Source organism: Psychroflexus halocasei (assembly GCF_900107595.1).
Lineage (GTDB): Bacteria > Bacteroidota > Bacteroidia > Flavobacteriales > Flavobacteriaceae > Psychroflexus > Psychroflexus halocasei.
The window spans coordinates 41931-54089 of record NZ_FNQF01000006.1; the positions used below are offsets into that span (position 1 = coordinate 41931).

The 12159-nt window shown below is 32.1% G+C and carries 14 protein-coding genes and 1 pseudogene; 8 read left to right on the plus strand and 7 right to left on the minus strand.

Annotated elements, in window-relative coordinates:
- The first annotated feature begins 10 nt into the window (after positions 1 to 10).
- From BLV84_RS12505 to BLV84_RS08470, 7 genes are all read left to right on the plus strand, one after another.
- Positions 11 to 181, plus strand: a complete 171-nt coding sequence (locus tag BLV84_RS12505; RefSeq protein ID WP_159429409.1) for a hypothetical protein — start codon at positions 11 to 13, stop codon at positions 179 to 181.
- A 26-nt stretch (positions 182 to 207) separates the two neighbouring features.
- On the plus strand, positions 208 to 450 hold the full coding sequence (locus BLV84_RS08445) for a DUF2007 domain-containing protein (RefSeq protein WP_093244241.1): 243 nt from the start codon (positions 208 to 210) through the stop codon (positions 448 to 450).
- Positions 451 to 1105: 655 nt separating this feature from the next.
- Positions 1106 to 1537 (plus strand): ribose 5-phosphate isomerase B, encoded by a 432-nt coding sequence (rpiB, locus tag BLV84_RS08450; protein ID WP_093244242.1) that lies wholly within the window; start codon positions 1106 to 1108, stop codon positions 1535 to 1537.
- Positions 1538 to 1550: 13 nt separating this feature from the next.
- Positions 1551 to 2453, plus strand: a complete 903-nt coding sequence (locus tag BLV84_RS08455; RefSeq protein ID WP_093244363.1) for a cation diffusion facilitator family transporter — start codon at positions 1551 to 1553, stop codon at positions 2451 to 2453.
- A 2-nt stretch (positions 2454 to 2455) separates the two neighbouring features.
- Positions 2456 to 2905, plus strand: a complete 450-nt coding sequence (locus tag BLV84_RS08460; RefSeq protein WP_093244243.1) for a GNAT family N-acetyltransferase — start codon at positions 2456 to 2458, stop codon at positions 2903 to 2905.
- Positions 2902 to 3555, plus strand: coding sequence for an HD domain-containing protein (locus BLV84_RS08465; protein ID WP_093244244.1), 654 nt, complete (start codon positions 2902 to 2904; stop codon positions 3553 to 3555). The genes BLV84_RS08460 and BLV84_RS08465 overlap by 4 nt, the downstream gene beginning before the upstream one ends.
- Before the next feature lie 86 nt (positions 3556 to 3641).
- Positions 3642 to 4760 (plus strand): MauE/DoxX family redox-associated membrane protein, encoded by a 1119-nt coding sequence (locus BLV84_RS08470; RefSeq protein ID WP_143521342.1) that lies wholly within the window; start codon positions 3642 to 3644, stop codon positions 4758 to 4760.
- A gap of 81 nt (positions 4761 to 4841) precedes the next feature.
- Here BLV84_RS08470 and BLV84_RS08475 read toward each other — a convergent pair whose 3' ends face one another.
- The 5 genes and pseudogenes from BLV84_RS08475 to BLV84_RS08495 all read right to left on the minus strand — a co-directional run bounded on the left by BLV84_RS08475 (position 4842) and on the right by BLV84_RS08495 (position 9321).
- Positions 4842 to 6380 carry a S41 family peptidase gene (locus tag BLV84_RS08475; protein ID WP_093244246.1) on the minus strand — a complete coding sequence of 513 codons (1539 nt, stop codon included), beginning with the start codon at positions 6378 to 6380 and terminating at the stop codon, positions 4842 to 4844.
- Positions 6381 to 6404: 24 nt separating this feature from the next.
- The gene (locus BLV84_RS12460) at positions 6405 to 6614 is read right to left on the minus strand and encodes a hypothetical protein (RefSeq protein ID WP_143521343.1); all 210 of its coding nucleotides are present in this window, start codon (positions 6612 to 6614) and stop codon (positions 6405 to 6407) included.
- A 442-nt stretch (positions 6615 to 7056) separates the two neighbouring features.
- The gene (locus BLV84_RS08485) at positions 7057 to 7611 is read right to left on the minus strand and encodes a hypothetical protein (protein ID WP_093244247.1); all 555 of its coding nucleotides are present in this window, start codon (positions 7609 to 7611) and stop codon (positions 7057 to 7059) included.
- 122 nt (positions 7612 to 7733) lie between these two features.
- Positions 7734 to 8181: pseudogene (locus BLV84_RS12610) on the minus strand (IS1595 family transposase); the annotation flags it as partial.
- Positions 8182 to 8442: 261 nt separating this feature from the next.
- Complete coding sequence (locus BLV84_RS08495; RefSeq protein WP_093244248.1) at positions 8443 to 9321, minus strand: type II toxin-antitoxin system death-on-curing family toxin; 879 nt, start codon at positions 9319 to 9321, stop codon at positions 8443 to 8445.
- 321 nt (positions 9322 to 9642) lie between these two features.
- Between BLV84_RS08495 and BLV84_RS08500 the strand changes: the two genes are divergently transcribed.
- Positions 9643 to 9984 (plus strand): single-stranded DNA-binding protein, encoded by a 342-nt coding sequence (locus BLV84_RS08500; protein ID WP_093244249.1) that lies wholly within the window; start codon positions 9643 to 9645, stop codon positions 9982 to 9984.
- 68 nt (positions 9985 to 10052) lie between these two features.
- Here the strand turns inward: BLV84_RS08500 and BLV84_RS08505 are convergent, their stop codons facing one another.
- Together BLV84_RS08505 and trpS are read right to left on the minus strand one after the other, a co-directional pair.
- A complete protein-coding gene (locus tag BLV84_RS08505; RefSeq protein WP_093244250.1) occupies positions 10053 to 11057 on the minus strand; it encodes a LacI family DNA-binding transcriptional regulator in 1005 nt (334 codons plus the stop codon).
- A 118-nt stretch (positions 11058 to 11175) separates the two neighbouring features.
- Positions 11176 to 12144 carry a tryptophan--tRNA ligase gene (gene trpS / locus BLV84_RS08510; RefSeq protein WP_093244251.1) on the minus strand — a complete coding sequence of 323 codons (969 nt, stop codon included), beginning with the start codon at positions 12142 to 12144 and terminating at the stop codon, positions 11176 to 11178.
- Positions 12145 to 12159 lie beyond the last annotated feature (15 nt).

Genomic DNA, 12159 nt, shown 5'->3' on the forward strand with positions numbered 1-12159 from the left:
ATCAACTTCTATGTTCAAGTCAAAATCAATCATATTGTTTCTCATCATCATCACAATCATTGGTTTTGTGGTGGTTTTCTTGTACATTAACTTCATGTTGAATGCGCCAGTTGGAAGTGATAATATGATTAAATCTGCTGAAGAACTGACTTCTTATAAGATATATAAAGCAAATTATTAATTGCTTAAAAAGTATTATTTTTAGGCATGCTAAATTACATTAAAATTGCGACGTTCACTTATGCGCATGAATACAGCATTCTGCAACATTTGTTAGAGCAAGAATCCATTCGATTTTATTTTCAAAACGAAACAGTTTTAGGCGTCTTGCCTTTTTACTCAAACGCAATGGGTGGTATTTTCCTTAAAGTGCATCCAGAAGATGTTTTAGAAGCTAAGGAGATTATAGAACGGTACAAATCTAAGTCAAATTTAGATATCATCGAGTAATTTTCTTTTCAAATTTGATTTTAAGAAATTTCTAGAGATCAGACTTCTTTTACTTTTCTTTACACTTATCAACAACTTATATATAATTATTTTTCTTCTTTAAATTTTTAAAAAACTAAATAGTGATGATTATTGCGTGTTGAAATCCTTATAATTCATTTGCTATTTATTTTGTTTTTTCAATTCTTCATTTATAGGATGACATTTATTAATAAAATGTTAATATCTTCTTGTTGATTTTGAATGCTTTAGATGAATTTATCAACAAATAGGCTTTTTGATTTTAGATGTTTTTGTTAGAAAATTTCAGCTTGAAAGCTGTTGATAAACTGTCAATAACTGCTGAAAACTTTTTACTAAATACATGAGTTATCATTTGCTTTTGAAGAAAAAAATTGCTGATAGAATTCTATTTCATTTATCAAAAGAATCTTATTGTTTTTTACTTTAAAGTTATTCACAGTCTTGTTGAAAGTTAACTGCTTGAAAATCAATCTTCGTTATTGAGTTATTCACAGCTTATTTTTATATTATTTAATAATTTGATAATCAATTATTTAAACTGTTTATTTGTTCATCTTTATAGATATTATGATTCGTGGTTGATTATAAATATAACTTCGTATTTTTGTCTAACAACATAAAACAAAACAACATGACAATTGCAATTGGTAATGATCACGCAGGAACAACTTATAAAAATGAAGTTGTCACATATCTTGAAAAACAAGGGATAAAAGTTATTAATCACGGAACAAATAGTGATGACAGTGTCGATTATCCTGATTTTGTTCATCCTGTTGCTTCAGATGTGAGCAACAAAAAAGCTGATTTCGGCATCATTATTTGTGGTAGCGGAAATGGTGCAAATATGACAGCAAATAAACACCAAGATATCAGATCAGCTTTATGTTGGAATAAAGAAATTGTTGCTTTAGCGAGACAACATAACAATGCCAATGTGTTGAGCATTCCGGCAAGATTTGTTTCAGAAAATCAAGCCATTGACTTTGTCAAAGTTTTTTTAGAAACAGATTTTGAAGGCGGCCGTCACCAAAATCGTGTTGACAAAATCGCTTGCCAATAAAAGACTAACTATTATGTCACATCACCACCATCATACGCATCAGCGGATTACTAAAAATCTGATGCTTACCATATTTTTGAACATCGGGATTACTGTGGCTCAAATTATTGGTGGATTGATCAGCGGAAGTTTATCATTACTTTCAGATGCGCTGCATAATTTTACTGATGTGATTTCATTAATTATCAGTTATTCTGCTTCAAAATTTAGTAAAAAGAAAGCGACATTAAAATATACTTTTGGCTATAAACGTGCCGAAATTATCGCTGCTTTTATCAATGCTTCAACATTAATTGTTGTTGCTTTTATTTTGATTTATCATTCTATCGAAAGATTTATCAATCCGCAAGTCATCGAATCTACGCTCGTTATTTATATGTCGATTTTGGCAATTTTAGGAAATGGTTTTAGTGTGATTTTATTGCTAAAAGATAGAAAGCAAAATATGAATATCACTTCAGCTTTTGAGCATCTGTTTACAGATATGATGGCTTCAGTTGCCGTTTTGATTGGTGGAGTTTTAATGAAATATTATCAAATTTATTGGGTTGATAGCGTGCTGACATTTGCCATCGCGATTTATTTAATTATTGTGGGATACAAGCTTTTTAAAGATTCATTCAACGTTTTGATGTTATTTACGCCAAATGCTGTTGAAATCAAGGAAATTGTTGAACGTATTGATAATTTTGATCACGTCAAAAAAATGCATCATGTGCATGTATGGCAACTCAATGAAGAAGAAACACACTTAGAAGCTGAAATTGATTTTGATAAAGATTTAAAATTGAGTGAATTTGAAGTTATCTTGGAAAAAATAGAAAAATTATTGAATGAAGATTATGCGATTAATCATGTGACGATTCAACCAGAATTTGAGAAAGACGATGATAAAAATTTAATTGTACAAGACTAATTATGACGATAAAAATCAAAGATTTTAACCACTTAAGTTCTGCTCAGCTTTATACTATTTTAGCTTTGCGATCTGAAGTATTTGTTGTAGAACAAAACTGCCCTTACCAAGATATTGACAATTTAGATCAAGAGGCGCAACATGTCTGTTTTTATAAAAAAGGTGAATTGGTGGCTTACGCTAGAATATTACCAGCCGGAACTACTTTTGATAGCATAAGTATAGGTCGTTTTTTAGTTAAAAAAACACATCGTCAAAAGCATTTAGGACATGATTTGATACAGACTTGTCTAACTTTTATCAAAGAAAATTATTCCTCTTCTTTGATAAAAATATCCGCACAACAATATCTGATAGATTTCTATGCACAACACGGTTTTCAAACTGTGGGAGAAGGCTATCTTGAAGATGACATTCCACATATAGAAATGCATTACGAAAGAGAAGAATGAGTGAAGAAAATTTATTAAAAGAAACACGAGAATTCGTTAAAATACAACTGTCTCAAGCTGAATCTGGCCATGATTGGCATCACATCAAACGCGTCTATCATTTGGCTTTACATATTGCTAAACAAGAAAATTACTCAGATTTATTATTGATTAAACTCGGCGCATTATTACATGATATTGCTGATGCTAAATTTCATGATGGCGATGAGGAAATAGGACCCAAAATAGCACGAGAATTTCTTCAAAAACAAAATGTAAATCAAGAATTGATTGATGAAATCGCCTTGATTATCAAACATATTTCTTTTAAAAACGCATCTCAAGATTACGCTTCAAAAGCCTTAAAGATACTACAAGATGCTGACAGACTTGATGCCATTGGAGCGATAGGCATTGCGCGAACTTTTAATTATGGAGGTTATAAAAACAGAGAAATTTACAATCCAGATATTCCACCGCAACCAAATCAAACCAAGGCTGAATATAAAAAATCAACTGCACCAACAATCAATCATTTTTACGAGAAGCTTCTACTTTTAAAAGACAAAATGAATACCAAAACAGGCTTTGAAATGGCAAAAGAAAGACATGATTTTATGATGAATTTTCTTGGGCAATTTTATGAAGAGTGGAATTTTTCAGGCGAATAACTTCAATGAAATATGACTGGTGATGCTTAAGATGTTTATTTTTATAAGTCCGTAAATTGATATTCTACATCTTCTAAAAGAATAATTTGAAAAATAATTATCAAGTCAAATCTCTTTTGGCGATCAATAATCTTTCGTTGATCATCAGCATTCTCATGTCATTTAAACTATGGACGACGCAACGCGATTTTCCAGTGATTCCTGTTTTTGAGAGCTTACTTTCTTTTGAAGTGCTTAACGGCTATTTATTGGTTAGCTTACTTTTTGGCTGCTTGGTTGCTCTTATTTTTTACCCTAAACCTATTCTTGCATTACTCACATTAAGTTTCATTGTTTTGCTTTTGTTGCAAGATCAAATGCGTTGGCAAATCTGGGTCTATTTGCATAGCTTGATGATTGTCCCTTTTTTATATGCTAAATTGAGAAAGCAAGATCTGACTATCTTTATAGCTATTTTATTAATTGGCGTTTATTTTTGGGGAGGTGTACATAAATTAAATCCTCATTTTTTTGATTTGATTTTTCATCCGATGATGATTGATCTTTTCAACATTAATCTTAGTCGTTATCAATTTGTGGCTTATTTTATTCCTATTGCAGAAATTTTAATTGCGATTGGTTTTCTATTTAAATCAACACGAAAGCTATCATTTTACTCTGCTATTTTTACTCACCTTTTGATTATTCTTTGGCTTTCTCCGATGTATAGAGACTCTAATTGGATTATTTTTCCAATGAATATAGCGATGATTTATTTTTGTTATTTCTGCTTTTATAAAGGAGATATCAACTTTTTTAAATTTACTAATAAATCAAAATCTGAATATTTATTACCCGTTTTAGCATTACTCGTGATCACATTACCGCTGCTGAATAAGATTGAGAAATGGCCTTATTATTTTTCTTTCCATCTCTATTCTGGACAAGGAAAAAGCCTTTATATCATTAAAGATGAATCAGAATTTTTAGAAGAATCTGATGATTTTATCAAATCTTGTCAGATTGTGAAAGACTTCAATAATAAGGAAAGCATACGCGTTACGAATTGGTCGTATAATGAATTAAACGTTCCCATTCCGTTAGATGAAAGAAGCCTTGTTTTGCTTTTAGAGCATTTTTGTCAACGCTTTTCTGATCAAACTTTTATATTAAGCTTTGACATTCAGTCTCCAAAAGGTGATTATAAGATTATTGAGTGTGATTAAAATATGGGGTATTAGTTGATGGTGGAGATTCACTTTCAAGTTTTAATCTGCTTGAAATTAGCATCATTTTGTCGATAGAGATTACTCAATTATATTTTTAATAGTAAATTCTTTTTTAGCGTTTTTTCCTTTTAAATAAGCGTCCCAAGTTTGTGGAACTTCATGATCTGGCATAACTCCTCGCCCTTTTATTTCTGGAGAAACATTCATTTGAAAATGCACAATAGGAATTTTAATCTTAATTTTTGAATTTGGCAACTTTAAATATTCAGAATATCCACTCACGTTTCCTTCATAAGTTCCGCCGGTTTCTTCTCCGATAAATAATCCTCTGTTGGTCATTTTTACCATACTGGCAAATTCTGCTCCGCCAGAGAATGTTCGACCACTTGTGAGAACATATAAATTTTCTTTATAAATCAGGTCTTTTAAAGGTTTCCGATAGCCTAAATCTGAATAGTAATCGCTGTATAATGTCAAATCTCCTCTTTTGGCAATTCTGTCTTGAATGCGCCATTGATCTTCAATATAACCACCATCTTCCTTGTTTTTGTGATAAGGCTTAGGAAGCATTGTGACTTGCTTGTATTTCTGAATCACTTCTTCTGATAAGTAACTGAAAAGTAAATTTCCGTTTCCTTCTGTTCCTCCACCATTGGCTTGAATATCAATAATGAGATGCTTGATATTTAGGGAATCTATTTTTTTAAAATTCGATTGAAGGAACTTTTCATACTTGTCATCATGATCGCTAAAACTCGGAATGCTCAAATAAGCAATGGAATCCTGGATGTGCTCGAATTTGAATTGAACATAATCAAAAGTTATTGATTTGAGCTTTGCGTTTTTCCTTTTAAATTTTGCGTAGCGAACTGCAGGAATCTTAATCGTCTGTATTTTATCACTCCCGAACTCCTGAACTTGAAGTTCAAACTCTTTCTCTTTGCCGTAAACCAATCTATAAAGTAAGGAAAAATTTATTCCGCCAATCCATTCCTTTTTTGAAGTTTCATTAAATCCGTCTGTCGTAATCAAAGGATATAATCGATCAAGAATATGATTTACTTTTTTATGATTAACGGAAATGATTTTAGAACCTTTTTTGAGTTTACCTATGTCTTTTCCGTAGTTCTGGGTTATAATCAGGTTTCCTTCTAAAACTTTTACTGTCAATGGTAAAAAAGATTTTGAAAGTCCCAATTTTATCCTCGACCATTTAGGAATTATGATGGATGTATGTCCTTCATTTGTTAGGCTGATGAGGTATCTTAACTTTTGGTAAAACTCTAATTTGGTGTGAGGTGTATTTAAAGTATTTCGAACGCTATCAATTTTTGCATTTGTTTGATTTTGATCTGTATATTGATAAAGTCCTTGATGCTCTAATTTTAACTCTGTGACGAGAATATCAAAATCTTCTTTAAGTTTTTCTGGTTTTAGCTTTCTTTGAGCATTTCCCTCAAAAACAAAAAGCACTGTGATGATCAGTAAAAATATTTTCATGAGTTGTTTTGGTTTCTTTTTCATCAAGGGATTTAAATTTCTTGTCGGTATTTTAACTTCTATATCAAGTACTTTTTCTGTCAGAAAAATACAAAATTGAATAGTTATTAACTTCATTTTTGAAAAAATATAGGATAACGATTAGTATATGACAAGTAGATCAGTAGAAAGCGATAAACTATCAGTTTTGCTCTGAGCCAAAACGTCGCATTTTGTTTTTAATTTATTCTTTGTTGGATTGATTTTTAAGTCTAATATTTCAATCATCTCACAATCTACCGAATATGTAGCTCCTTCTCTAAAATAGCCTTTCATTCCAATTTTTATTCTATCGTAGTGATGTGATCTCATTTGATTGCATATAATTCACATCTTTGCAGTTCCTGTATTTGGAACTGGTCTGTCATTGTCAAGTAAAACAACTACTTTCTAAACTAAACACTCCACCTAGACTGTCCTTTTCTAAACCGAGTACATTTAAAACTTTAACATAAATACCAATACTAACAGAACTTTTACTTTTCTCGATGGAATATAACGTCCTTCTGTTAGTACATGCCAGTTATGCAACTTGATTTGCACTTAGTTTTGGTCTTAGAGGTGTTACTTTAATTGCTCGCCCATTTCTTCAACCAAACGTTCTAATATTATTAAAGTGCTGCAATATAATTGTAGGGTTTAAAACCTTAACTTGAAACCAATAAAATTTATAGAAAAACGGTAAATTCTGTTAACAAAAAGGGGAAAGCTTTTAAAAACTTTCCTCTTTTACTAAAAAATATAATCTTTTTAATTATTCTAAAATTAGATCTCCCTTATACTCAAATGAAAAATTCTTCCCAGTAGTTGTAATTCCTTCAAACGAAAACACATAATCTCCTTCATCTTTAGAAACGTGCAGAGTTCCAGATTTTAAAGTTTCACTGTTGCTACTTGCATCATCAGATCTGATAATGAAACCAGATCCAAAATATGTAAATATTCGAGGATCAGTATACGGCTCGTCATTTTGATTATATGAACCTACAGACACATCAGCAAAACTACTAGAAACTATTTGAAAAGTAATCATAGAAAAATCGAAGTCTTCTGGAATAATGTTTCCATTCTCCTGCTTTAGTTCTGTTGTGAAAAATTTAAGGTAATTATTATAGAGTCCATTCTCCTCAGGTTCATCCTCGTAAGGTTCAAGAACAGCCGATCTTAAATCTTGAACTACGCCACCCTCTACCTGTAGAGAGCCTTTAGCAAGTGTAGTATTATCAGTAGCTTCATCATCACTAGTGCTGCATGAAATTAAAAAAATTGTAATGCAAGCATAAAATAACCTCGAATAAACATTTTTCATTTCTAATATTTTAAATTTTTAATTTGCGAATGTAACCAAACCAAAATAAATGGTTATGCTATTTGTTTAAAATTCTTAAATGTCATAATTCGTCCCATCCCTGAATAGAACAAGGTTATAGTTTATAATTGCGTTGTTATTAATTTTTCATAGTAGGACTGGATTTCAGCAAAATGCTTTAGAAGCCCTGAGCCCATTGTCTGCTGTATAAAGACAATAAGGTTGCCTCATCTTGGTTTTATCTTTTCTTTTAGCAAATGGCAGTTCAAGTATTGCTGTAGGTATTTGGTTGAGACGCTCCAGAAGGTGCTGTCAATCCATTTTTTAATCCTGTTATGCGTTGAATTTAAATGCTGGACGTGAAATGCACCCCCTGACTCTTTCGGCCTTGGAAACATTTATAGGGCAAAATCCTACTTCGGCATCTTTGGCGAAGCCCTTGCAATTATGGTGGGAGTCACTGCATTCCAATGGCCTGGTCAATTTCGTTTTTTCCTATCCGTCCATGAATGGCCACGCCATGCTAAGGTCAATCCCGGACTTCCTGACCTGGGTAGCGATAACTGTTATTAAGGTGGGAACAGTGTGGGCACACTCCCAGCTTGTTGTCGAACTCGTGCCGGTGTGAGGCTTTAGCGGCAAAATCAGGACATTTTGATGAAACCTTCGATTTCCTTCAATAAACGCTCATGCTGGGAACCGGCAGTGAAAGAATTTATTCTTTTATCTTTTTTATTCTAAAGCTAAATCAAAAAGATTAGGCGGTGTCCGCAATCAAACTCAGACATTTAAGCCAACATTACTGATATTCACTGTTGGCAAATATTTTTTCTACGTTTTTGAAAGTCTATAAATTAGTTTTTTAAATGTTTTTATTTCAAAATCCAAAAAAGAGTCTTCGTTATAAAAGAATGTATTATCAACTCCATCAGCTTTTGTTAATTTGAAATCTCTTCTTAAAGCCTTTAATGTTCCTTTACCTATCGAAGATCTATTATTTCCTATAGAGTATTTCTTTTTATTCACAATTTTTGGAGACAATTTAAAACCTAAAAATTTATTTTCTTTTTCGATGTAAACTTCTAGGTTAGATCCATTTAAATTTAATTTAATGCCTTTATTTACAAGTATTTTTTTTAAATCGGATATTTTCACTTCTCCTTTAAGAGTAGTCTGTTTTGGTTTTGAGTTTTTTTTAATCCAAAAGCCTATATACCTAATAACTGTATTTAATTCCCAATTTTCATTATTTTTCTTTTCAGTTTTAGATCTAATAAAAGAATACTTTTTTCTATACTTTTTGCTGAAACCCCTGATATTAGAGTCAGCAATTGCAATAAGAAACTCGTATATTTCATCAGAGTTAAGCTGGGGATTTAAAACATAACCATTAACATATAAATGTTTAATCAACGCCAACAATCCAGCTCTTTTATTTCCATTATGGAAAGAATGATTTTTTATAATTCCATAAACAAGTGTGGCACAATTTGAATGATAATCGGGGTATTTATTAAAATCTCCAAAACCGGTGTTTTGGCGTTCTACTGCACTTTCCAACATTCCTTCGTTTTTAACACCTGGTGGTTCAACCGGATCCATTTCTTCAAGGAGATGAGTGCTCTGAGATAATAAGTTGTGTAAATCTATTATACATTCTTTGTTTAAAGTATATACTTTGCCATTTTGGCTTTTAAAACTACTGATCATTAAGACTTCTTATTTAAATATTCAAAAGGCAAATTTAACTTTATTTTAAGTTTTGAAGTAATTTTTAAAATCGCATATAATTAGCCCCTATCTTCCAAATATACAATATTTTGTTAAATACTATATTCATCAAATGTTAACATAAATCTTATCTATTTATCACTAATAAACGTTTACAAACGTATTTAAACGTAATTAACTATTTTTTAGACGATTATAACTTGCTTTGTGTTTCATCTTTGCCATGTCACTTAACAACTAAACCGTGGCAGATTCAGAAAGTCTGAGTCTTTAATTTATTTTTATTTAATATTTATCGTTATGAGCACTTTAAAAAATTCAGTACAGTTAATGGGTCATTTAGGAAAAGATCCAGAAGTTTTAAATTTAGATTCAGGCAAAAAACTCGTTAAGTTTTCGCTGGCTACAAATGACAATTACACCAAAAAAGATGGTGAGAAAGTCACCACAACAGATTGGCATCAAGTTGTTGCTTGGGGAAAAACAGCAGAGATTATCGAAAAATACGTCACTAAAGGCAAAGAGGTAATCGTGAGAGGAAAACTCTCAAACAGAAGTTACGAAACTAAAGAGGGCGAAAAACGCTACATCACTGAAGTCAATTGCCAAGAAATTGTGATGACCTCTGCTTCAAACCAATAGATTAAAATTTGTTATAAAATCTTAAAAGCCCTTTTTAAATAAAGGGCTTTTTTGTTTTTGATGAGATTTTAACTCGTCGCTTTTAGAGTTAATGAGGTTGACAATTTAATGGTTCTGTATTTGTGTTTTTGGTTTTTGTCTTCAATTCGCTCAATCAAAATTTCAGTGGCTGTTTTGCCGATTTCCTCAGGGTTTTGATCAATATAAGATAATTGTGGATAGGTTAAATAAGAGGTTTCTTTATCACCAAAACCAATAACAGCAATATCTTTTGGCACTTTAAAACCGAGATCTTTAGCAGCGTTGATCATCATGATGCCAGATGTATTATCAGCAGAGACGATTGCATCAATCTTCTGGGACAACAAAAATTTAATCATCGACTGATGTGGATTTTCAATCGAGGTAAGTTTGAGAATTTTGTTTTCATCAAAACTGATATCGCTTTCTTTTAAAGCTTTTTGGTAGCCTGATAAGCGCAATTGACCAATTTCTAAATTTGTGATATTACTGACAAAAGCAATATTTTTTCGACCGTTTTCAATCAATTGTTTTGTGGCTTCATACATCGAATGCTGATCGTCAATGATAATTTTATCACAGTCGAGTTTTTCTGTCACTCTATCAAATAACACAATAGGTTGATCTGCTCTTTTTAAGGTTTTGATGTGGTTGACATGTTCTTTAGCCAAGGTTTCTGCAGACAAAGACATGATGAATCCGTCCACACGACCGTTGGTTAAAACTTCTAAACTGCTGACTTCATTGGCATATTTTTCATGACTGATGCAAACAATGGTGTCGTAAGATTGTTGTCTTGCTGCTTTTTCGATACCAAAAAGAACTTTTGCAAAAAAGTGATTGAGAATATTTGGGATAATCACACCGATGGTTTTCGTCTGATTGTTTTTTAAACCCAACGCCATTTGGTTTGGCTTATAATTATATAATTCTGCAGCTTCTTTGACTCTCTTTTTGGTTTTAGCGCCAATATCATTGCTGTCGCTTAAAGCTTTTGAAACTGTAGAAATAGAGACATTAAGTAATTTGGCAAGCTCTTTTAAGGTTGTCATAAATACAATTAATTAACTTCTGTAAGATAGCATAAAAAGAAAAAAGTCACTTCATGTTGATGCATAAAAGTGACTTTTAAACTTAGATTTATAAAACTTATATCAAATATTTTATGATTTAATAACCGATCTTCTGGCGGACGCGTTGTAAAACTTCCGAACCAGTTTCTTGCGCTTTATCAGCGCCGATTTGTAGAAGCCTGTCTATTTCTGGCTTATCATTGATGTAACGTTCAAATAAAGCGCGTTCAACTTCATAAGTTGTTGTAATTAACTCAAACAATTCTTGCTTGGCATGGCCGTAACCAAAGTTCCCAGCGAGGTATTTTTGTTTTAAAGTTTCTGTTTGAGCTTCTGTCGCGATGAGTTTATAAATATTAAAAACATTGCAAGTTTCAGGGTTCTTTGGCTCTTCAAGTGGCGTGCTATCCGTTTCGATACTCATCACTTGTTTGCGTAATTTTTTATCACTTTGAAAAATATCGATGTAATTCCCTTTAGATTTACTCATTTTTGCACCATCAGTTCCAGGCACGTATTTGACGTTTTCAGTAATTCCGGCTTCAGGTAAAACAAAAGTTTCTCCATAATGTGCGTGAAAGCGTTCAGCCACATCTCTTGCCATTTCTATATGCTGTAATTGATCTTTCCCAACAGGAATTATTTTGGCATCGTAGAGCAAAATATCTGCAGCCATCAACATTGGGTAAGTAAATAATCCAGCGTTAACATCTTTAAGTCTATCCGCTTTATCTTTAAAAGAATGCGCTAAAGTTAAGCGCTGATAAGGAAACATGCAGTTGAGGTACCAAGTTAATTCTGTCACTTGAGGGACATCGCTTTGTCTGTAAAAGGTTGATTTATCAACATCTAAACCGAAAGCGAGCCAAGTTGCTGCAGTTGCATAAGTATTGTTTCTTAATGTTTCTGCATCTTTAATTAGTGTTAGGGTGTGAAGATTTGCAATAAACAAAAATGAATCTTCCTTTGATTTGTTTGCCATTTCGATAGCAGGTATAATCGCACCTAATAAATTACCTAAGTGAGGCGTGCCTGTACTTTGGACACCTGTAAGAATTCTTGACATTTGTATGAATTTTTA